Consider the following 22,402-nt stretch of genomic DNA (forward strand, 5'->3'; position numbering starts at 1 on the left):
TAATGAGTCCGGATGTGGTGAGGACGGTAGATAAATAGGGGGCGAGCCCGCCCGCCCCGCTCGGGATCAAGTACCGGACTTGATCTTGGTCCAGGCCCGGGTCCGGGCGCGCTCGGCCTCACGGCCCAGGGGTTTGAGGGTGTAGAGCGTGGCCATGGCGGCTTCAGTGGGGTATAGGTTTGGGTTGTCGCGGATGGCCAGGTCGACCAATCCGGTGGCGTCCTTGTTCGGGTTGGGGTAGCCGACAAAGTCGCTGATCGGCGCGATTACCTGGGGTTGCAGCAGGTAGTTGATAAAGGTGTAGGCGTCCCGCGGGTTTTGCGCGCCCTTGGGAATGGCGAGCATGTCGAACCAGATCGGCGCGCCTTCTTTGGGCAGGCGCATGTCCACAGTCACGCCATTTTTGGCCTCTTTAGCACGGTTGGCGGCCTGGGAAAAACTCCCCGAATAACCGACGGCCACGCAGATGTCGCCGTTGGCGATATCAGCCATGTATTTGGAGGAGTGGAAGTAGGTGATATACGGGCGAATTTTCATCAGCAATGCTTCGGCCTTGACGTAGTCCTTGGGGTTGCTGCTGTTGGGGTCCAGGCCCAGGTGCTGCAAGGCCAGGGGCAGGATCTCCGAAGGTGAATCCAGCAACGCCACACCGCATTGCTTGAGCTTGCTGATGTTCTCCTCCTTGAAGATCAGGTCCCAGCTGTCGACCGGCGCCTTATCGCCCAGCGCCGCCTTGACCTTAACCGGGTTGAAGCCGATGAGGATCGTGCCGTACATGTAAGGCACGGCGAATTTATTGCCCGGGTCGTTGGCTTCGATCAGCTTCATCAGCTTGGGGTCGAGGTGGTTCCAGTTGGGTATCTGGCTGCGGTCCAACGGCTGGAACACGCCGGCTTCGATCTGCTTGGCCAGGAACACATTGGACGGCACCACCACGTCATAGCCGGAGTTGCCGGTGAGCAGCTTGGCCTCCAAGGCTTCGTTGGTGTCGAAGATGTCGTACACCAGTTTGATCTTGGGGTTTTGTGCCTTGAAGTCTTCAAGAGCCTTGGGCGTGATGTAGTCGAACCAGTTGTAGACTTTCAGCGTTTTCTCTTCGGCGTGAGCTGCGCCGCCGAGAACGGCTGCACAGAGGACGAGTGACTTGAGCATGTTCATTGGGCGGGCTCCGCAAAACCTTCGAGAACGTTGACGGCGTTGACGCCGATTTCTTCCACGGCGTAGCCGCCTTCCATGACAAACAGCGTCGGTTTGCCTAAGTGGGCGATGCGTGCGCCCATCGCCAGATAGTCCGGGCTGTCGAGCTTGAATTGTGAGATCGGGTCGTCCTTGAAGGTGTCCACGCCCAGTGACACCACGATCACGTCGGCGCCGTAGCGCTCGATCTGTTGGCAAGCTTCTTCGAGTGCAGCGCTCCAACGGTCCCAGTCGGAACCTGCCGGCAGCGGATAGTTGAAGTTGAAACCTTCACCTGTACCTTCTCCCAGCTCGTCGGCATACCCCAGGAAAAACGGAAACTCCGCTTCCGGGTGGCCATGGATCGAGGTGAAGAGCACGTCGCTACGTGCATAGAAAATCGATTGGGTGCCATTGCCGTGGTGGTAATCCACATCGAGTATCGCGACCTTTCTATGGCCTTGGTCGAGAAATGCCTGGGCGGCAATGGCCGCGTTATTGAGGTAGCAATAACCGCCCATCAAATCGCTAGCGGCGTGATGGCCCGGCGGGCGGCACAGGGCGAAGGCGGCGTTCGCACCTTGCATGATTGCTTGTTGCGCGGTCAGTGCGACCTGGGCCGCGCTGTAGGCGGCTTGCCAGGTGCCGGCCGTGATCGGGGCGCCGCCGTCAAAACTGTAATAGCCCAACTGGCCGTGCAGGCTGGTGGGCAACACCCGGCGCAGCGTACGGGCGGGCCAAGTATAGGGCAGCAGGTCGCCGTCCTGGCCGAACTCGGTCCAGCGTTCCCAGGCACCTTTGAAGAAGTTCAGGTAGTCGCGACTATGAATGCGTTGTAGCGGTGCCAGGCCAAAGTCCTGCGGCGCCTGCACCGGGCCCAGTTGGCGGTCCTTGACGCGTTGCAGCACATGGTCGGCGCGCGACGGCATTTCGAAGCAGGGCATCAGCTGCCCGTCCATCAATTCACAACGACCGTGATGCAGGTGATGGTCGTCCGAGTAGATCGTCAGCATTTGTTGTTCTCCGCAGGCTGTATCGGTGGGTTCAGTCTTGCGGCGGGCCGTGTTTATGAAAACGGCAGGAGCGGCCAAAAGGGGATAAATACGGCCAAATTATCTGTCCGGAATTCGCTCCTCAATGGGGCGTCGCGGGCGAAATTGGCTCGGTGCCAGGCCACTCCAACGCACAAACGCATGTCTGAAACTGGCGGTCTCGCTGAACCCCAGCGCCTCGGCAATTTGGTAAATCGGCCATTGCTCTTCAGTCAGCCACTGCTTGGCACGCTCGAAGCGCAGCTCGTCCAGCAGTTCCTGATAGCTGCTGCCCAGGTTATGCAGATGGCGGCGCAGGGTGCGCGCCGAACAGTTCATCTGCTCGGCCAGGCCTTCCAGGCCGGGCGCGGCATTGAGTTGGGTGGTGAGCAGTTGGCGAATCCTGCCTAGCCAGGCTTGGCGTCCGGTGAACTCCAGGTTCTGTTTGCGGCAGCGCTCAGCCATGGCCAGGTGGGTAACCGCGTCAGCCAACGGCAGCGGCTGGTCGAGCCAATGTCTGTCGAACGCAAAGGCATTGGTGGTGGCCTGAAACTGCAACGGGCAAGGAAAACGTTCTGCGTAGCGGGTGCGGTAGTCCGGGGCGTCATGTTCAAACCGCGCGACGAGCAGCGGCAGGGGCTGGCCAAGCAGGTCGTCGCAGATCACCTTGAGCGAGGCCAGGCACAGTTCGACGTTGAACATTTTCAGCGCGGGATGTTCGCGGTAGTCGCTGGCGGTGAACCAGATGCGCTCACCGTCCGCTTCCAGGCTCAGCTCGAATAGTGTTCCCAATAGCGCCGGATAACGCAGCGCCAGGCGTAAAGCGTCACCGAAGGTGGCACTGGTGAGCAGCGCGTAACCGAGCATGCCGTAGGCTGAAACATGCATCTGACGGCCCAGCTCCAGGCCAACATCCTGGCGCAGGGCCACGGCGTTAGCGCACACGCGCATTTCCTGGTTGGTGGTGATGCGTGTGTCGGAGCGGCTCAGGTCCGCCGCGCAGATACCACTGCCGGCCAGCAGCGCTTCAAAAGGCAAACCTTCGGCCTTGAAGGTATTGAGCACCAAAGAGACGGCATTGAGGGTGGTGAGGTGGGAGTGCAGCATGGGAACTTCCAGCCAAGGGATGGCTGGAAGTCGAGCAAGTTACATGCCGGTCAGCTCAGTTCGCCGCACAGGTCCAGTTCCACCAGGCGGCGCACTTCGCTGGTCGCAAGCCCGGCACCGAGCAGGGCCTGCAACTTGCCGAACGCCGCTTCGCGGGTCATGCCGCCACCGGACAGCACGCCCACGCCGCGCAGACGGCTGCCGGCTTCGTACACGTCCAGCTCCACGCCGCCTTCATGGCATTGGGTGATTGCCACCACGACCACGTTCAGCGCCTGTGCACGCTCGAGGCTGGCGAGGAACGCCGGGTTATCGCTGGGCCCGGTGCCGCTGCCGAAACATTCGAGGATCAATGCCTGGATGCCACTGTCGATCAACGCATCCAGTTGTCCGGCAGCGATACCCGGCACCAGCGGCAATACGCCGACGTTGGCCAGGGCCTTGGGTTGGCGATAATCCAGGGTTGCTGGAAGTGCATCGGCCTTGGCTACGCCGCCGTGGCGTTGCAATGCGGCAAATGGATGGCGGCCGAAGCTGCGGATTTTTGCGCATCGGGTCGGCGCCATCAGCGCGCCGTGAAAGTACAGGTGCACGCCCGGTGCCAGGCCTTCGCCCAAGGCTTGCAGGGCGCCGCTGACGTTTTCCCAGGCATCACTGTCGGGCACGCCGGCTGGCAACATGGAGCCGGTGAACACCACCGGCGCCGGTAGCCCCAGCAACTGGAAGCTCATGGCCGCTGCGCTGTAGGCCAGGGTGTCGGTGCCGTGCAGGATCAGCACCGCGTCGCAGCCCTCATCCACGGCCTCGACCACGGCGGCGCGCAGGCGCTGCCAATAGGCCGGGGTCATGTTGGCGCTGTCGATCAGTGGCGACATTTCGCGAAAGTGCCAGTCGGGCACTGGCACGTTGGCAAGTTGTTCGCGCATGCGCGCTTCGAAACCCGACGCAGGCGCCAGGCCATTGGCGCTGGCCTGCATGCCGATGGTGCCACCGGTGTAGAGCACCATGAGGGTGTTAGCTGGTTGCATCAAACAATCTCCTGAACGAAAAACGCCGCCGGGCCCAGAGCATGCCCAAGGCCGGGCGGCGTGTCATCTATCTAGGCTTAGCGTTGCGTTTGAGCGCTCAGCTCAGCCGATGCTTGAGCGGCTGGCTCAGGCTTCACCGGGTTCGCAGGCCAGGCCTTGCGGTCCAGGTCCAGGTCAGGGAACTTGCTGGAATCGAACACTGGCGTCTTGATGCCCGCAGCCCGCTGGCCGTCGTAGTCATTCAGGATGCGCATGGCGATCTTGAACAGGAACGCCAGGGCGAACAGGTTGACGAACGCGAGCAGGGTCATGGTGATGTCGGCGAAGGCGAATACGGTGCTCAGGTTCTCGATGGAACCCCAGAAAATCAGCACCAGCACCAGCGCGCGATAGCCCATCAGCACCTTGCGGTTATTGCCGACCAGGAAGCGCAGGTTGCTCTCGCCCAAGTAGTAGTTGTACATGATCGAGGTGAACACGAACAACGCCAGGGCCACCGAGATAAACATCCGGCCCCAGTCGCCGACTACGGCCGCCAGGGAGTTCTGGGTCAGGGCAATGCCGTCGCCTTCAAAGCCTGGGGTGTAGAAACCGGAGAGCAGGATCAGCAAGGCGGTGCAGGTGCAGATCACGAAGGTGTCGAGGAACACGCTGAACGCTTGCACCACACCTTGGGCGATCGGGTGTTCTACCGAAGCCACTGCGGCCACGTTAGGCGCACTGCCCAAACCGGCTTCGTTGGCGAACACGCCGCGCTTCACGCCCATGATGATCGCGCTGCCCACCAAGCCACCGAAGGCTTGGTCGAGGCCGAAAGCGCTCTTGACGATGGTCGCGAGCATGGCCGGCACGTGGTCGAATTGCAGCACGATCACGTACAGGGTCACGGCGATGTAGACCAGGGTCTTGACCGGCACCAGCAGGTCGGCAATCGAGGCGATGCGCTTGATCCCACCGATGAACACCAGGCCCAGCAATACCGCCAGCGCGAGGCCGGTGTAAGTGGTGTCGAGGCCAAACGCGTTGTTCAGCGAGTGCGTGACGGCGTGAGCTTGCAGGCCGTTGAAGGCGAATCCGAAGGTCACCAGCAACAGGAACGCCATGACCATACCCAGCCAGCGTTTGTGCAGGCCGTGCTGAATGTAATAAGCCGGGCCACCACGGTAGGTGCCTTCAGCGTCGGTACGTTTGTACAACTGACCGAGGGAGCACTCGATAAAGCTCGAAGACATGCCCACCAGCGCGGTGACCCACATCCAGAATACGGCACCCGGGCCACCCAGGGTCACGGCAATGCCGACACCGGCGATGTTACCTGCACCCACGCGGCCCGCCAGGCTGAGCATCAGCGCCTGGAAGGAGCTGAGTTGGCCGGCGCTGCTCTTGAGGCTGTCTTTAAACACCGAGAACATGTGGAAAAAGTGACGCAATTGAACGAAACGCGAGCGGATCGTGAAATAACCGCCGAGCCCGACAATGAGCACGATCAGTACTTTCCCTGAGAGGAAGTCGTTGATGACTTCAAGCATGGAGTGTTCCTCGCTGATTTTTCTAATGGCAAACGCAGGACGGACCAACGCATCGCTCAGCACCAGGCAGTGCACGACGCTTGGACCCTAATCCTTTTGCGGGTGTTGTTATTCATGCGGTTTCGCGTTGTACCCGGGCCTCGTTACCGACGGCCGCAGACGCGAGAGGGGCGGCACTATACCTAGGCAAGCGTGATCCGTCTGCACGGGGCGATTAAAGGTTTCAGCCAAACGGTGGCAGGCAAGGTGGGTTTGCAGGGCGATATTGGAGTTTTTATGGGCGTCATTTCACAACCTTGAGGCAAAAAAAAGGGCCTGAAGAACGAGCCTTCAGGCCCTCAAAAGGTGAGAGGTGTCTAGTCCCTCAGCCTGGTGAGCGGTGCAACAAACGTTAGGCCTTCAGCGGGACCAAACGTGGGGCAATCATGTTTTCGGGGCGCAGGATGTCGTCGAGCATGGCGTCGTCGAGCAAGCCTTCTTCGCGCACCAGTTCCAGCACGCCGCGGCCGCTCTCAAGGGCGATACGCGCAATGCGGGTGGCGTTTTCATAGCCGATGTACGGGTTTAGCGCGGTCACCAGTCCGATGGAATGCTCCACCAGTTCGCGGCAACGGGCTTCGTTGGCGGTGATGCCGACGATGCAGTGTTCGCGCAGCATGTCCATGGCGCGTTGCAGCAGGCGGATCGAGTCGAAGATCTTGAACGCGATCAGCGGCTCCATCACGTTCAACTGCAGTTGGCCGCCTTCGGCTGCCATGGTCAGGGCCAGGTCGTTACCGATGACTTGGAACGCCACCTGGTTAACAGCTTCCGGAATCACCGGGTTGACCTTGCCGGGCATGATCGAGCTGCCTGGCTGGCGTGCCGGCAGGTTGATCTCGTTGATACCGGTGCGTGGGCCGCTGGACAGCAGGCGCAGGTCGTTGCAGATCTTCGACAGCTTCACCGCAGTACGCTTGAGCATGCCGGAGAACAGCACGAAGGCGCCCATGTCGGAGGTGGCTTCGATCAAGTCGGCAGCCGGTACCAGCGGCTGGCCGCTGATCAGCGCCAGGCGTTGTACAGCCAAGGCCTGGTAACGCGGGTCGGCGTTGATGCCGGTGCCGATGGCGGTGCCGCCCAGGTTCACTTCGGTCAACAGCTCTGGCGCCAGGGTTTTCAGGCGCGCCAAGTCTTCACCGAGAGTGGTGGCGAAGGCACGGAATTCCTGGCCGAGGGTCATCGGCACGGCGTCTTGCAATTGGGTGCGGCCCATTTTCAGCACGTGGCTGAACTCGACGCCCTTGGCGGCGAACGCCTGGATCAGGCTGTCGAGGCTGGCGAGCAGCGCGTCATGGCCCAGCAGCAGACCCAAACGGATCGCGGTCGGGTAGGCGTCGTTGGTCGACTGCGCCATGTTCACGTCGTTGTTGGGGTGCAGGTACTGATATTCACCCTTGTTGTGGCCCATGGCCTCCAACGCGATGTTGGCGATGACTTCGTTGGCATTCATGTTGGTTGAAGTGCCGGCGCCGCCTTGAATCATGTCCACCACGAATTCTTCGTGGAAATCGCCGCGGATCAGGCGGGCACAGGCTTCGCTGATGGCGGCGTGCTTGGCTTCGCTGAGCTGGCCCAACTCGCGGTTGGCGTCAGCGGCTGCTTGCTTGACCATTGCCAGGCCGACCACCAATTTCGGGTAATGCGAAATCGGAACGCCCGAGAGGCGGAAGTTATTCACCGCTCGCAGGGTCTGGATGCCGTAATACGCTTGAGCAGGTACTTCAAGTACGCCAAGCAGGTCTTTTTCTGTGCGGAATGATGCAGCGGAGGACATGACGGAAATCATCTCGATAGGGACCCGGAACTGGCCGGAACGCTGCGAATGCTAGGCTTTTGGGTTTTTTTGGGCCAATGCTGTTAAACACTGGCCTATGCGCAAACGGCATAATGTAGGTGTGACCCAGCTATCATGGCGGGCGTGTGTGCCAAAATGGTGCGTACCGGTGGGAGGAAGTGATGAACCTTGAGAGCAAATGGCTGGAAGACTTCAGCGCCTTGGCGGCAACTCGCAGCTTTTCCCAGGCGGCAGAGCGGCGCTTTGTTACCCAGCCAGCGTTCAGCCGTCGTATTCGCAGCCTGGAAGCTGCGCTGGGCTTGACGCTGGTCAACCGCTCGCGCACGCCAGTCGAGCTGACGGCGGCGGGGCAGTTGTTCCTGGTGACTGCACGCACGGTGGTCGAGCAACTCGGTGAAGTGCTGCGCCATTTACATCACCTGGAAGGCGGGCAGGGCGAAGTCATGCAAGTGGCGGCCGCTCACTCTTTGGCATTGGGCTTCTTCCCACGCTGGATCGCGCAACTGCGCAACGAAGGGCTGAATATCGCTACACGGCTGGTCGCCACCAACGTCGGTGACGCCGTGCACGCCCTGCGTGAAGGCGGCTGCGATTTGATGCTGGCGTTCTACGACCCGGATGCCGCCATGCAGATGGATCCGGAGATCTTCCCCTCGCTGCACTTGGGCAATACCGAAATGCTCCCGGTGTGCGCTGCCGATGCCGACGGCAAGCCGTTGTTCGACCTGGAAGGCGAGGGCAGTGTGCCGCTGTTGGCCTACAGTGCCGGCGCCTTTCTGGGGCGTTCGGTGAACCTGCTGCTGCGCCAACGCGCACTGCGCTTTACCACCATCTATGAAACCGCCATGGCCGACAGCCTCAAGAGCATGGCCCTGGAAGGGCTGGGCATCGCCTGGGTGCCGCAACTGAGTGTGCGGGCGGAATTGGCGCGAGGCGAGTTGGTGGTGTGCGGCGGTTCGCAATGGCATGTGCCGCTGGAGATTCGTCTGTATCGCTGCGCGTTGGTGCGTAAGGCGAACGTGCGGTTGTTGTGGCGCAAGCTGGAAGGCGGGGCGGCGAGTCCTGCAGCGTGAAGAGGGTGAAGGCCGCTATGTTCTGGTCTTCACGCCTGTAGGCGGCTGAGCAGCCGAGCTAATCAATCGAATGGCTTGAGATAATTCTTGATGCGCTCTCTGTTCTGATCGCTGAAGCGATAGGCGATTGTGCGAAAGGTTGAAAAAGAATCGTACTCTGTCATGAGTGTCTCGCTCCACCAACCGTTGTAAATGATTTCTCCCGCCTCATGACGCGCGTCAAGCAAGTGTCCTACTTCATGTGCGGCGGTCCTGAAGTTGTTCAATGTTGCGATTGCAAATTGCCCACCACTGTCATTTGCAACGCCATTTATTCGGCCCGGGACTACGGCGTTGCGAGTGAGCAGGATAAACTTGTCGAGCGGTGAGGAGGGGCGTGATGTTGTCTGCAGAAATAGGGTGACTGCTTCTGTCCATCGGGTAATAGAGTCTTCAGATTTGTCTGAAGAGTAATCGAACGTGTAGAGCTCGGGAGCCTCCTCTTTTGTGATTTGGATTATTTCGACTTTACGGTCTGAGAGCGTTTCAAGTTCATCGATCAGCCAGGAAAAATAATCATTTTTTATTGAGTCAAATGTATAAGTTCTTAAACTCGATACAGAGAACAGTCCGAGCAAGATGTCCGTCCAGTCAGTTTCCAGATCCCGATGAATAATGACATGCAGCTTAATAGGCTTTAATTTTTTTTCGAGGGTGGGTGTTATAACGGCTGGAGTTTCTTCTGGCTCAACGGTTTGTGGGTGTTCAGGTAAAACGGTGGGTATCCTGTTTTTCCGCCAGGCATCCAATGCAGGTATCGCGTGGTTCTTTACGGTGTCGCCGAAAAATTCGAAGGCTTGGCGATTGATAGAGTAGCGGGGCACAAATCCCGGTAAGTCTGCCGGGAACTCCGTCTGCGACCACATATAGGTGATGTCGTGTTTTTGTTGATCTATCAACCATTGGATGTGGTCGCTGAAAAATTCAGGGCTCACGGGTACAGGCGTCAAGGTGATGCTGTGCTCATCCAATGCCCCGCGATGGGTCAGGTTGCGCAGTACGCTTCGCTGGGGCAGGGCGACGCAAAAGGGCAGTGGGTTCGGTGACACAGTAGGGTTTATCAGGTAAGTCGCCAGGTAGGTTTTCATCGAAGCGATAGCGTCAAATTGTTGTATTTCCGTACCTGGCACATACAACACGCAGGGGTTTACCTCGCCGGCAAAATCCTCAGCTTTTGTCGAGATCAGAAACACCCCGATGAGCGCAATGTTGGTGTTGTGCGCCGACTGAGTGAGCGCCACCCGGTAAAAGTGAGCAGCAGGTTTTAGAGTGGGGTGGGCAAGGCGCAGTATCAAGTCGACACTTTCTAAGGTGAGAGAGTGGTCTTCTCTTCTTATGCTGCTTGCGCATTGCAACTGGGCCGCCATTGACCGAGCCATGTATTCTTTATTAGTCAACGGTGAGAAAGGGTGCGAGGCATTCCAAAAATGATCGATGCTATCCAGGTAGTACTGCACACCCTGAATCTTAAATATCACCTCTTCGAGTACGCGCTGATAAGGCGCGGACAGCCGGCGGAGTTTTTCATTTTTGTAGCCAAAAAACACACAGTCTCTCGTGTAGTTAGTCCGCGTAGCCGTTATGAATACTGCTGACTCGATAACCGGTGAGAGTTTATTGGGCGTCGGCACGCGTATGCCAGCTTCAAGTTGTTGCGGCGTCAGGTAAAAAATCTCATCTGGCGTTGCTTCGCTTACAAAAGGCTTGATGGCCTCATCCAGCGAGGTGAAGGCCATGCGTACGAAATCGAAGGCTGCGCTCAGCGTATGTTTTGCGTTTTCGTGCAGACTATTCAATATCATTGCGGGCACAGGGGCCGCCAACGTGCCGATGTCCTCAGGTAAAGGCAGTGCGTGGGTTTGTTGTGTAAGTTCAGTCATGCTTATCGTCCTTAATAGTTTCCAGGGCCATGCAAATAGCGCTGCATGGACATGACGAGAATAAGGACTCTTTTATTGATTGCCTCGATGAATAGTGTTTGTTTGATGTAGTGATTTTCTTCAATCAGCGAATAAAAAGCAGTGGGAACTGGTTGGCTTTCTCGGGGTGCCGAATGTATTGACTTTTGAGTCAGAAGATTGGGTTTTAACTCGGCAAGACAGATGGTCGCCAAGGGGGCTGTTTATCTATTTTATTACGGTATACTGCGCGGCCTTCGGCCGGTCCAACCGGCCTTAATTCGTACAACAAGCCACGCCGGATTTCCCGCGTGGCTTGTTGTTTTTTGACGCGCCTGCGGGCGCCCAGAGAGAAGAGGCACGACGATGAGTGCATTGGTTGGCGTGATCATGGGCTCCAAGTCCGATTGGTCCACCCTTAGCCACACCGCCGATATGCTGGAAAAACTCGGCATTCCGTATGAAGTGAAAGTGGTCTCTGCCCACCGCACCCCGGATTTGCTGTTCCAGTATGCCGATGAAGCAGAATCCCGTGGCATCGAGGTGATCATCGCCGGTGCTGGCGGTGCGGCGCATCTGCCAGGCATGTGTGCGGCCAAGACCCACCTGCCGGTGCTCGGTGTGCCGGTGCAGTCGTCGATGCTCTCGGGCGTGGACTCGCTGTTGTCCATCGTGCAGATGCCGGCCGGTATCCCGGTGGCGACCCTGGCGATCGGCAAGGCCGGCGCGATCAACGCCGCCTTGTTGTCCGCCAGCATCCTGGGTGCCAAGCACCCGCAGTTCCACGCGGTGCTGAAAAAATTCCGTGCTGAGCAGACAGACAGCGTCCTGGACAATCCAGACCCACGCATCGCCTGAGGTTATTGATTGATGAAAATCGGTGTAATCGGTGGCGGCCAACTGGGTCGCATGCTGGCTTTGGCGGGAACCCCGCTGGGGATGAACTTCGCTTTCCTGGACCCGGCGCCGGACGCTTGTGCGGCAGCCCTCGGTGAACACTTGCGCGCTGACTACAGCGACCTGGACCATCTACGCCAACTGGCCGATGAAGTCGACTTGGTGACGTTCGAGTTCGAAAGCGTCCCGGCCGAAACCGTAGCCTTCCTGTCGCAGTTCGTACCGGTGTACCCGAGTGCTGATGCGTTGCGCATCGCTCGCGACCGCTGGTTTGAAAAGAGCATGTTCAAGGATCTGGGCATTCCGACCCCGGCCTTCGCCGACATCCAATCCCAGGCTGACCTGGACGCTGCTGTGGCCAGCATCGGCCTGCCGGCTGTGCTGAAGACCCGTACTCTGGGTTACGACGGCAAGGGCCAGAAAGTCCTGCGCACCGCCGCCGATGTGATCGGTACCTTTGCCGAACTGGGCAGCGTCGCCTGCTTGCTGGAAGGCTTTGTGCCGTTCACCGGTGAAGTCTCGCTGATTGCCGTGCGCGCCCGTGACGGCGAAACCCGCTTCTACCCGTTGGTGCACAACACCCACGACAGCGGCATTCTCAAGCTGTCCGTGGCCAGCACGGACCACCCGCTGCAGGCCCTGGCCGAAGACTATTCCAGCCGTGTGCTCAAGCAACTGGATTACGTCGGCGTGATGGCGTTTGAGTTCTTTGAAGTCGACGGTGGCCTCAAGGCCAACGAAATCGCCCCGCGCGTGCACAACTCCGGGCACTGGACTACCGAAGGCGCCGAGTGCAGCCAGTTCGAAAACCACCTGCGTGCGGTGGCGGGCTTGCCGTTGGGCTCCACGGCCAAGGTCGGCGAGAGCGCCATGCTCAACTTCATCGGCGTTGTGCCGCCGGTTGAGCGCGTGATTGCGATCGATGATTGCCACCTGCACCACTACGGTAAAGCCTTCAAGGCAGGGCGCAAGGTCGGTCACGCCAACCTGCGCTGTAAAGACCGAGCGACTCTACAAGCGCAGATCCTCAAGGTCGAAGCGCTGATTGCCGAGCAATAACCCTCGGGTCGGCGGGAACCATTGGTCACCGTCGTCTCTCTGATTGCAGGATGCCAAAGCCTGACTAGGCTTTGGCATGGCTCACATTTAATCAGAGGGGAATGCCATGGGTATCATCGGAACCATCTTTATCGGCCTGATCGTCGGTCTGCTCGCGCGCTTCCTCAAGCCTGGCGACGACAGCATGGGCTGGATCATGACCATCCTGCTGGGTATTGCAGGCTCCTTGGTCGCCACCTACGGTGGTCAGGCCCTGGGCATTTACCAAGCGGGCCAGGGCGCTGGCTTTATCGGCGCGCTGATCGGCGCCATCGTGCTGCTGGTGATCTACGGCCTGTTGCGAAAAAAATAATTTAGCGACACAGCCCTCTGCGCTGCGCAGGCGCAGAGGGCTAGAATGCTCGCCACTTGTACTTGCCGAGTCTTTCCATGCGCCGTTTTCTGTTGACTCTTCTCTTGCTGGGCTCTGGCCTGGCGCACGCTGGCGAACTGCCGGAAACCGACTGGCTTGACCTGATGCCGCTGTCGGACCAGAAAGCGCTCGAGGCTATGCCCGAGATCGACCACAACTCCCCCGAAGCTCAAGGCACATTCACCGACAAAGGTGGCTTGAAGCAAAGCAAAGGCTTGCCTGCGGTGATGTATTCGACCAAAACCGTGGCTGCCATGAACGGTAAGAACATCCGCATCGGCGGCTACCCGGTACCGCTGGAAACCGATGCCAAGGGCCGCAGCACGTTGTTCTTCCTCGTGCCGTACCCAGGCGCCTGCATCCACGTGCCGCCACCGCCGCCTAACCAGTTGGTGCTGGTGCGCTATCCCAAGGGGCTGAAGCTGGATGATATCTACACGCCGCTGTGGGTCACGGGCACGTTGAAGGTCGAGAAGGTGAATAACGATTTGGCCGATGCGGCCTACGCGCTGGATGCGGGGAAGGTGCGGGTGGTGAAGGAATCGGATCTGTAAGCACTACATATAACCCAATGTAGGAGGGGGCTTGCTCCCGATGGCGGTGGTTCAGTCAACGTTATATCGACTGATACCCTGCTATCGGGAGCAAGCCCCCTCCCACATTTTTGATTGGGCTTACAGAGCGACGGCTGTGATGCTCACGCCAAGCGTATGGCTTTCTCCCGGCGCCAAGCTCACCACATCATCCAGCACATTCGCGGTCTCGATGCACAGCATGCTCTGCCAGCCATCGTCGGCCATGTCGTCGAAAGCCTTGGCGCGTTCGGTCCATGGGTTCCAGATCACGGTCGACTTCGAGCCTTGGCTGGTCAGTTGGAGGCGGCGCTGCCAACCTTTATCGACAATGTTCAACTGCACCGGGGTGTCCAGGTAGATACGGTCGGTCTCGGCGTTGAAGTGCAGCAGGCCGGATTGCTGTTGGGGGCTCCAGCCGTCGGCGGTGTCGATATACGCCAGCCTGTCCAGGCCTTCAACCTGCACATTGCGCACGTCGCTCACGGCGAAATAGGTGTGCAGCGCCTGGCTGAGCGTGACGGTGTCGCTGCCACGGTTGTGGCTGGTCAGGCGAATATGCAGTTGATCGTCCAGCAGCAAGCTCAGCTTCAGGCCGACTTGATGCGGCCAAGCAGGGAAGCCGCCCTCAGGTACCGGCAGTACCAGGTCTACGCGCAATGCATCGCCTTCGAGTTCGGTCGCAGCCAATTCCCACAGTGCCGTGCGCACAAAACCATGGGCACCAGCGGGTTGGTCGCTTTGGCGCATCGCCTTCACGCTTTGCGGGTTGCGGTCGAATACGCCAAACCACGGCCAGCACAGCGGCACGCCGGTACGAATGCCTTTGCCCTGCTTGAACAGCGCCTCAGGGTTCGGCCAGATGACTGGCTGCTCGCCCTCTCGCTGGTAACTGAAGATATGCGCGCCCTGTTGGGCCACCATCAGTTCGGCGCCGTTGTGGCGGATGCGCCAGCAGTCCAGCTCGTCGACTTTCACGGTTTCAACGTGGGGCGTAGGCATACAAAGCACTCTTTATGGCAGGCAATGGGGCAATTGACCGTCAAAACCCCGCGATGTTTAACGCGCGCGCGATGGCACCGAGCGCGTGCGGCCACTGCCGTCGATAGCGACGAACACAAATACCGCTTCGGTCACCTTGCGCCATTCGCTGGACAGCGGGTCGTCGCTCCACACTTCGACCATCATCTGGATCGAGCTGCGGCCGATTTCCAGAGCCTGGGTGTAGAAAGACAATTGCGCGCCCACAGCCACCGGCACCAGGAACGCCATGCGATCAATCGCCACGGTGGCGACACGCCCACCGGCAACCTTGCTGGCCATGGCCGTGCCGGCCAAGTCCATCTGTGAGACCAGCCAGCCACCGAAAATATCGCCAAAACCGTTGGTTTCACGCGGCAACGCGGTGATTTGCAGGGCGAGATCGCCTTGCGGGATAGGATCTTCTTGTTCGAGTTCGATCATGCCGAGGGTGCCTCTGACCCGTGACGCTTCATGGGTAGTTCAAGTGGATAGCCGTCTTCTGGAAAAACGTTTCAGCACCAACATACACCGCTCGATGCGTTTCTCGTAAGGCGTACTAAAAGGGAAACTCTGCCAAACCGGCTGGATGGCACCAACGACGTTTTGGCGCAGCAGCCCCTCAAGACTGGGGTTCTTGCGCTTGCAGGGGCCGAGTATATCGAGACGCTGGCGCCGCGACGACCTCCCGGCACTCATTTGGTCGGCAAATCGCGGCTGTTATGCGGCTTTTTCGCGCAACTGTTTCTCTGATTGCGGTGAAGGCGCAGGAATGGGGAATATTTCGCCCTTCTGAACCGTGACTCGGTAGGCGCTGTGCTTTTTCAAGCGATTTGCTATCTTGCCAAACCTGCCGCAAGTCCCGGGCTTGCCGTTCTGATTACTATAAGAGAAGCCTTGCCATGTCCTCCGTGCCCGCAAGCAGTGCGCAACCGTCGCGCCCGCTGACCCGCAACGACTACAAAACCCTGTCGCTGTCTGCTTTGGGCGGGGCGCTGGAGTTTTACGACTTCATCATCTTCGTGTTTTTCGCCACCGTGGTCGGGAAACTGTTCTTCCCCGCCGACATGCCCGAATGGCTGCGCATGATGCAGACCTTCGGCATCTTCGCCGCCGGTTACCTGGCACGCCCGCTGGGCGGCATCATCATGGCGCACTTCGGCGACCTGCTGGGCCGCAAGAAGATGTTCACCCTGAGCATCTTCATGATGGCCGTGCCGACCCTGATCATGGGACTGCTGCCGACCTACGCGCAGATCGGCCTATGGGCGCCGATCCTGCTGCTACTGATGCGCGTCATTCAGGGCGCGGCGATTGGCGGTGAAGTACCGGGTGCCTGGGTGTTCGTTTCTGAACACGTGCCTGCGCGCCACATCGGCTACGCCTGCGGCACCCTGACCAGCGGCCTGACTGCGGGCATCCTGCTGGGTTCGCTGGTGGCCACTGCCATCAACACGCTCTATAGCCCGGAGCAGGTCTCGGATTACGCCTGGCGTATTCCGTTCTTGCTCGGCGGTGTGTTTGGCCTGCTGTCGGTGTACCTGCGTCGCTGGCTGCATGAAACGCCGATCTTTGCCGAGATGCAGCAACGCAAGACATTGGCCGCTGAACTGCCATTGCGCGCTGTACTGCGTGACCACCGTGGCGCCATCGTGCTGTCGATGTTGCTGACCTGGCTGCTGTCGGCCGGCGTCGTGGTCGTTATTCTGATGACCCCGACGGTGCTGCAAACTGTCTATCACTTCAGCCCGACCGTCGCGCTGCAAGCCAACAGCATGGCCATTGTCGCGCTGAGCCTCGGTTGCATCGCCTCCGGCGCCCTGGCCGACCGTTTTGGCGCCGGCCGTGTGCTGGTCAGCGGTTGCGTACTGCTGTTGGCGACCTCTTGGACGCTGTACCACAGCCTTCTTGACCACCCGAACTGGCTCTTCCCGCTGTACACCCTGACCGGCCTGTTTGTCGGTGTGATCGGCGTGGTGCCTTATGTGATGGTGAAAGCGTTCCCACCGGTGGTGCGTTTCAGCGGGTTGTCGTTCTCTTACAACGTCGCCTACGCCGTGTTTGGGGGGTTGACGCCGCTGGCGGTGTCGCTGTTGATGAAGGAAAGCCCGATGGGCCCTGCTTACTATGTCGCCGTGTTGTGCGTGATGGGGACGTTGGTGGGTGGGTATCTGTGGAAGCGCGGACGCTAACCCGCAGCTTGAAGACCATTCCTACACAGCAGTGTGGGAATGGTCATGGATTACAGCGTATTTCTAAAACACCGCTTCAAGCGCTCTAACCTCCTCGAAAGCCCCGGATCTATTGATCTTTATCCTTCCTGTCAGGTTTTTCATAAATACTGGCCTTTCATCTAATTGTCACATTCCAGACATAGAGTGTTCACACGGCCTACCGATACTTGGCCCCGATCCAACTATCCCTATCTGCTAGGAGCAAGGCATGAAACTGAAACGTTTGATGGCGGCAATGACTTTTGTCGCTGCTGGCGTTGCGACCGCTAACGCGGTAGCCGCTGGTGTTGACCCGGCAATTGCGCCGTACACCAAGACCACCGGTGTCTCGGGCAACCTGTCCAGCGTTGGTTCCGACACTCTGGCTAACCTGATGACCCTGTGGGCTGAGTCCTATAAAAAGGAATACCCGAACGTCAACATCCAGATTCAGGCCGCCGGCTCCGCCACTGCTCCACCTGCGCTGACTGAAGGCACCTCCAACCTGGGCCCGATGAGCCGCAAGATGAAGGACACCGAACTGGCTGCCTTCGAGCAGAAGTACGGCTACAAGCCAACCGCTATCCCGGTAGCTGTGGATGCCCTGGCTGTATTCGTACACAAGGACAACCCGATCCAGCACCTGACCATGGAACAGGTCGACGCGATCTTCTCCTCGACTCGTCTGTGCGGCGCTAAAGCTGACGTGAAAACCTGGGGCGATCTGGGCGTGACCGGCGACCTGGCCAACAAGCCGGTTCAACTGTTCGGTCGTAACTCGGTATCCGGCACCTACGGCTACTTCAAAGAAGAAGCCCTGTGCAAAGGCGACTACAAGCCAAACGTGAACGAACAACCAGGCTCGGCTTCGGTCGTGCAGTCGATCAGCTCCTCGCTGAACGGCATCGGTTACTCGGGCATCGGCTACAAGACTGCCAGCGTGAAGACCGTGGCCCTGGCCAAGAAAGGCAGCACTGACTTCATTGAAGACAGCGAAGAAAACGCCCTGAACGGCAAATACCCGCTGTCGCGTTTCCTCTACGTATACGTCAACAAAGCCCCGAACAAGCCGCTGGCCCCGCTGGAAGCTGAGTTCGTGAAACTGGTTCTGTCCAAACAGGGCCAGGAAGTTGTAGTCAAAGACGGCTACATCCCACTGCCAGCCAAAGTGGCCGCCAAGGCCCTGGCTGACCTGGGTTTGAAAGAAGGCAACTAAGCCTGCAAGACCTGGTGTAGCAGCGGGCCCTGTGGTATGTGGTAGCGGGATTACTGTGGCGAGGCAGCTTGCTCGCCACAGTAATCCCTACCCCTTAAGCCCGCCTGCATCTCTAATTCTTTAGTCCGCTGCCAGCCATGCTACGCGGCGGATTTCTTGCGTCACTGCATTGTCATCTTTCTGTCATACAGGATCGCTAGGGTGTGCGCATGAATGATCTGGCCAATTCCACCATGACGACGACTTCTCCCCCCAAGCGCATTGATTTCAATACGCCTGAGCTGCAACGCAAGCGCCGCATTCGCGCGCTCAAAGATCGCCTGACGCGTTGGTACGTGTTGATCGGCGGCCTCGCCGTCCTCGGCGCTATCACGCTGATTTTCTTCTTCCTTGCCTACGTCGTCGCGCCACTGTTCCAAGGTGCCTCGCTGACCAAAGAAGATGCGCTCACGCCCGCCTGGCTCCAGGATGCCGGCAAGCCGTTGATGATCTCCCTCGAAGAACAGAACCAGGTCGCCATGCGAGTTTCCGACAAGGGCCAGGCGCTGTTCTTTAATGTGGAGACCGGGGCCGAACTCAAGCGTGTCGACTTGCCGCTGCCAGCAGGCGCGAGTGTTGCGTCCATCGGTGAAGACCAACCGGGCAGCCCGCTGGTGATCCTGGGTCTTTCGAATGGCCAGTCCCTGGTGTTCCGCCACACCTATAAGGTGTCCTACCCGGACGGCAAAAAAACCATTACGCCGGCAGTTGAATACCCTTACGGCGAAACGCCGATCGTGCTGGATGATGCCGGCCGCCCGCTGGAACACGTCGCCATCAACGCCACCGATTCGTCGCTGGTAGTGGCAGGCTCCGCCGGTTCGCACCTGAACGTGCTGGCCCTGAGCCGCGAAGAAAATATGATGACTGGCGAAGTCACCAGCGAGCAGAAGCGTATCGAGCTGCCGCAAATGACTGAGCCGGTGAAGGCGATCTTCATCGACCCCCGGCAGCAGTGGCTGTATGTGATCAACGGCCGCGCCCTCGCTGATGTATTCAGCCTGCGCGACAAGAGCCTCAACGGTCGCTACAAACTCCTTGAAGACGGCAATGCCGAAATCACCGCCAGCACGCAGCTGGTGGGCGGTATATCGCTGATCGTCGGTAACTCCAAGGGCGGCCTGGCGCAATGGTTCATGGCCCGTGACCCGGACGGCGAACAGCGCCTGAAACAGATCCGTACTTTCCAGATGGGCACCACGCCAATCGTTGAAATCACTGCGGAACAACGTCGCAAAGGCTTCACCGCCCTCGACGCGTCCGGCAAGCTCGGCGTATTTCACAGCACCGCGCACCGCACCTTGCTGGTCGACCCGGTGGTCGACGGCCAAGGCGTGTTCGGCATGTCGCCACGCGCTAACCGCGTCATCGTCGAAGCTGGCGGTAAGCTGCAGCCGTTGCTGTTGGACAACCCGCACCCGGAAGTGTCCTGGAGCGCGCTGTGGAGCAAGGTCTGGTACGAAAACTACGACGAGCCTAAATACGTCTGGCAATCGACCGCCGCCAACACCGACTTCGAACCCAAGATGAGCCTGGCGCCGTTGACCTTCGGTACATTGAAGGCCGCGTTCTACGCCATGCTGCTGGCTGCGCCACTGGCGGTTGCCGCGGCGATTTACACCGCCTACTTCATGGCCCCGAGCCTGCGCCGTAAGGTCAAGCCGGTGATCGAGTTGATGGAGGCGATGCCGACGGTCATTCTCGGCTTCTTCGCCGGCCTGTTCCTGGCACCGTATGTGGAAGGGCATTTGCCGGGAATTTTCAGCCTGCTGATGCTGCTGCCGATTGGCATTCTGGTGGCCGGTTTTGTCTTCAGTCGCTTGCCTGAGTCGATCCGCCTGCGTGTTCCCGATGGTTGGGAAAGTGCAATCCTGATCCCGGTGATCCTCTTTGTAGGCTGGCTCTCGCTGTACATGAGCCCGTACCTGGAAACCTGGTTCTTCGGCGGTGACATGCGCATGTGGATCTCCCACGACCTGGGGATTACCTACGATCAGCGCAACGCACTGGTGGTCGGTCTGGCCATGGGTTTCGCGGTGATCCCGAACATCTACTCCATCGCCGAAGACGCCGTGTTCAGCGTGCCGCGCGGCCTGACCCTGGGCTCGCTGGCCTTGGGCGCCACGCCATGGCAAACCATGACGCGCGTGGTGATCCTGACCGCCAGCCCGGGCATTTTCTCGGCACTGATGATCGGCATGGGCCGCGCCGTCGGCGAGACCATGATCGTGTTGATGGCCACCGGTAACACCCCGGTGATGGAGATGAACCTGTTCGAAGGCCTGCGCACGCTGGCCGCGAACGTCGCGGTGGAGATGCCTGAGTCGGAAGTAGGTGGTAGCCACTACCGCGTGCTGTTCCTCTCGGCGTTGGTGCTGCTGCTGTTCACCTTCATCATGAACACCCTCGCCGAGCTGATTCGTCAGCGTCTGCGCAAGAAATACTCGTCGCTTTAAGAAAGGTAGAAGTCTGTGAAACAGAACTCCCTGAATGGATGGTTCAAGAGCGGCGCCCCCGGCGTCTGGATCAGCGGTGGCGCGGTGTCCATCGCGGTCATCATGACCATTGGTTTGCTGGCCGTGATTGCGGTGCGTGGTTTGGGCCACTTCTGGCCGGCTGACCTGATCCAGGCCAACTACAGCGTGCCGGGCCAGGAAAACCATATCGTCATCGGCGAAGTGGTGCAGAAAGAAGAAGTACCGCGCGAGCGCCTGAAAAGCGCTGGCTTGCCGGTACCGGACCAAGGCCCGGAATTCATGACCCGCGAGCTGATCAAGGTCGGTAACCGCGACCTGAACGGCAATGACTTCATCTGGATTGTTGGCGAATGGCTCAAGGACCAGACCAAGCCTGCGAACCTGATGGCCATCGAGCGTCGTGAATGGGGCAACTTCTACGGCACCCTGGTTAACGTCAAGCAGGACGGTAAGGTCATCGCCGAGGGCGAGGCCGCGTGGCCTGAGCTGCAAGCCCGCGTCGACCGCGTGAACGCGTTGGCTGCCCAGCTCAAGAGCCTGGAAAAATCCGACATCGGCGCGATCAACGCCGGGCTGGAGCGCATCCGCCTGCACGGCCGCAAGCTGGAGCTGGAAGGCAAGCTCGACGCCACAGCTCAAGCGGATATGGACTCGGGCCGAGCCGAACTGAACGCCCGTTACCAGGACATCGAAGCGCGCCTGGCCGACTTGCACGCCCAGTTCAACCGTGACGCTCTGACCGCTCGCGACGCAAACGGCAAAGAAGTGGAAATCGGCATCGGCAAAGTGGTGCACGCTTACCAGCCGAACGCCATGGGCACGATGAGCAAGATCGGCTTCTACTTCAGCAAGGTCTGGGAATTCCTCAGCGACGACCCACGTGAAGCCAACACCGAAGGCGGGATCTTCCCGGCGATTTTCGGCACCGTGATGATGACCCTGATCATGGCGATGATCGTGACCCCGTTCGGTGTGCTGGCGGCGGTGTACCTGCGTGAATACGCCAAGCAGAACACCCTGACGCGCATTATCCGCATCGCCGTGAACAACTTGGCCGGCGTCCCGGCGATTGTCTACGGTGTGTTCGGTCTGGGCTTCTTCGTGTATGTACTGGGTGGTTCGGTTGACCGCCTGTTCTTCGCCGAAGCCCTGCCAGCACCGACGTTCGGTACGCCGGGCCTGCTGTGGGCCTCGCTGACCCTGGCGCTGCTGGCGGTGCCAGTGGTGATCGTGGCCACCGAAGAAGGCTTGGCGCGGATTCCTCGCACCGTGCGTGAAGGTTCGCTGGCCCTTGGCGCGACCAAGGCGGAAACGCTGTGGAAGATCGTGCTACCGATGGCCAGCCCGGCGATGATGACCGGCATGATCCTCGCCGTGGCCCGTGCCGCCGGTGAAGTGGCGCCGCTGATGCTGGTCGGTGTGGTGAAGCTGGCGCCGTCGCTGCCGCTGGATGGCAACTACCCGTACCTGCACTTGGACCAGAAGATCATGCACTTGGGCTTTCATATTTATGACGTCGGCTTCCAGAGCCCCAACGTCGAAGCCGCACGACCGCTGGTGTACGCCACGGCCTTGCTGCTGGTGCTGGTGATTGCCACGCTCAACTTGTCGGCGGTGTGGATTCGTAACCACCTGCGCGAAAAATACAAAGCGCTGGATAGTTAATTGAAATGAGCGCGGACTAAATGTGGGAGCGGGCTTGCTCGCGAATGCGGTGTATCAGAAACACATCTGTCAGCTGACACACTGCTTTCGCGAGCAAGCCCGCTCCCACACTGA

The 22,402-nt window shown here is 59.4% G+C and carries 18 protein-coding genes; 9 read left to right on the forward strand and 9 right to left on the reverse strand.

The annotated features are described in order from the left end of the window. Window positions 1-66 precede the first annotated feature (66 nt). The 6 genes from FW764_RS06605 to aspA form a co-directional block, all read right to left on the reverse strand. Window positions 67-1,158: a polyamine ABC transporter substrate-binding protein gene (locus FW764_RS06605; protein WP_446433260.1), complete on the reverse strand. Its 1,092-nt coding sequence runs from the start codon at window positions 1,156-1,158 to the stop codon at window positions 67-69. Then, window positions 1,155-2,189 carry a histone deacetylase family protein gene (locus FW764_RS06610; RefSeq protein ID WP_446433261.1) on the reverse strand — a complete coding sequence of 345 codons (1,035 nt, stop codon included), beginning with the start codon at window positions 2,187-2,189 and terminating at the stop codon, window positions 1,155-1,157. The genes FW764_RS06605 and FW764_RS06610 overlap by 4 nt, the downstream gene beginning before the upstream one ends. A gap of 99 nt (window positions 2,190-2,288) precedes the next feature. Next, a complete protein-coding gene (locus FW764_RS06615) occupies window positions 2,289-3,314 on the reverse strand; it encodes an AraC family transcriptional regulator (RefSeq protein ID WP_446433262.1) in 1,026 nt (341 codons plus the stop codon). A gap of 50 nt (window positions 3,315-3,364) precedes the next feature. Continuing rightward, window positions 3,365-4,342 (reverse strand): asparaginase, encoded by a 978-nt coding sequence (locus FW764_RS06620; protein WP_446433263.1) that lies wholly within the window; start codon window positions 4,340-4,342, stop codon window positions 3,365-3,367. A gap of 77 nt (window positions 4,343-4,419) precedes the next feature. Beyond that, a complete protein-coding gene (locus tag FW764_RS06625; RefSeq protein ID WP_446433264.1) occupies window positions 4,420-5,871 on the reverse strand; it encodes an alanine/glycine:cation symporter family protein in 1,452 nt (483 codons plus the stop codon). A gap of 391 nt (window positions 5,872-6,262) precedes the next feature. Then, window positions 6,263-7,687 (reverse strand): aspartate ammonia-lyase, encoded by a 1,425-nt coding sequence (gene aspA / locus FW764_RS06630; RefSeq protein WP_053258714.1) that lies wholly within the window; start codon window positions 7,685-7,687, stop codon window positions 6,263-6,265. 182 nt (window positions 7,688-7,869) lie between these two features. Between aspA and FW764_RS06635 the strand changes: the two genes are divergently transcribed. Then, the gene (locus FW764_RS06635) at window positions 7,870-8,781 is read left to right on the forward strand and encodes a LysR substrate-binding domain-containing protein (protein ID WP_446433265.1); all 912 of its coding nucleotides are present in this window, start codon (window positions 7,870-7,872) and stop codon (window positions 8,779-8,781) included. A gap of 62 nt (window positions 8,782-8,843) precedes the next feature. On the opposite strand, the gene FW764_RS06640 is transcribed toward FW764_RS06635, so the two are convergent. Further along, window positions 8,844-10,700: a hypothetical protein gene (locus FW764_RS06640; RefSeq protein WP_446433266.1), complete on the reverse strand. Its 1,857-nt coding sequence runs from the start codon at window positions 10,698-10,700 to the stop codon at window positions 8,844-8,846. A gap of 384 nt (window positions 10,701-11,084) precedes the next feature. On the opposite strand from FW764_RS06640, the gene purE reads away from it, so the two are divergent. The 4 genes from purE to FW764_RS06660 all read left to right on the forward strand — a co-directional run bounded on the left by purE (window position 11,085) and on the right by FW764_RS06660 (window position 13,640). Continuing rightward, window positions 11,085-11,576 carry a 5-(carboxyamino)imidazole ribonucleotide mutase gene (gene purE / locus FW764_RS06645; RefSeq protein WP_003195648.1) on the forward strand — a complete coding sequence of 164 codons (492 nt, stop codon included), beginning with the start codon at window positions 11,085-11,087 and terminating at the stop codon, window positions 11,574-11,576. 12 nt (window positions 11,577-11,588) lie between these two features. Then, on the forward strand, window positions 11,589-12,674 hold the full coding sequence (locus tag FW764_RS06650) for a 5-(carboxyamino)imidazole ribonucleotide synthase (RefSeq protein ID WP_446433267.1): 1,086 nt from the start codon (window positions 11,589-11,591) through the stop codon (window positions 12,672-12,674). Between the two features lie 106 nt (window positions 12,675-12,780). Continuing rightward, entirely contained in the window at window positions 12,781-13,026 is a 246-nt protein-coding gene (locus tag FW764_RS06655; RefSeq protein WP_010168336.1) for a GlsB/YeaQ/YmgE family stress response membrane protein, read from the forward strand. A 77-nt stretch (window positions 13,027-13,103) separates the two neighbouring features. Further along, on the forward strand, window positions 13,104-13,640 hold the full coding sequence (locus tag FW764_RS06660; RefSeq protein WP_041161056.1) for a DUF3299 domain-containing protein: 537 nt from the start codon (window positions 13,104-13,106) through the stop codon (window positions 13,638-13,640). 120 nt (window positions 13,641-13,760) lie between these two features. Here FW764_RS06660 and FW764_RS06665 read toward each other — a convergent pair whose 3' ends face one another. Both FW764_RS06665 and FW764_RS06670 read right to left on the reverse strand, forming a co-directional pair. After that, a complete protein-coding gene (locus FW764_RS06665; protein ID WP_446433268.1) occupies window positions 13,761-14,660 on the reverse strand; it encodes a D-hexose-6-phosphate mutarotase in 900 nt (299 codons plus the stop codon). 57 nt (window positions 14,661-14,717) lie between these two features. Then, the gene (locus FW764_RS06670) at window positions 14,718-15,122 is read right to left on the reverse strand and encodes an acyl-CoA thioesterase (RefSeq protein ID WP_010566936.1); all 405 of its coding nucleotides are present in this window, start codon (window positions 15,120-15,122) and stop codon (window positions 14,718-14,720) included. A gap of 458 nt (window positions 15,123-15,580) precedes the next feature. Here FW764_RS06670 and FW764_RS06675 point away from each other — a divergent pair, with 458 nt between their 5' ends. From FW764_RS06675 to pstA, 4 genes are all read left to right on the forward strand, one after another. Then, window positions 15,581-16,870, forward strand: a complete 1,290-nt coding sequence (locus tag FW764_RS06675) for an MFS transporter (protein ID WP_446433269.1) — start codon at window positions 15,581-15,583, stop codon at window positions 16,868-16,870. A gap of 250 nt (window positions 16,871-17,120) precedes the next feature. Continuing rightward, window positions 17,121-18,107 (forward strand): phosphate ABC transporter substrate-binding protein PstS, encoded by a 987-nt coding sequence (locus FW764_RS06680; RefSeq protein ID WP_083356071.1) that lies wholly within the window; start codon window positions 17,121-17,123, stop codon window positions 18,105-18,107. Window positions 18,108-18,316: 209 nt separating this feature from the next. After that, window positions 18,317-20,602, forward strand: a complete 2,286-nt coding sequence (locus tag FW764_RS06685) for an ABC transporter permease subunit (RefSeq protein ID WP_446433270.1) — start codon at window positions 18,317-18,319, stop codon at window positions 20,600-20,602. A gap of 15 nt (window positions 20,603-20,617) precedes the next feature. Next, the gene (gene pstA / locus FW764_RS06690) at window positions 20,618-22,288 is read left to right on the forward strand and encodes a phosphate ABC transporter permease PstA (protein WP_446433271.1); all 1,671 of its coding nucleotides are present in this window, start codon (window positions 20,618-20,620) and stop codon (window positions 22,286-22,288) included. Window positions 22,289-22,402: the final 114 nt, after the last annotated feature.

The sequence above is a fragment of the Pseudomonas sp. 1152_12 genome (genome assembly GCF_052850675.1).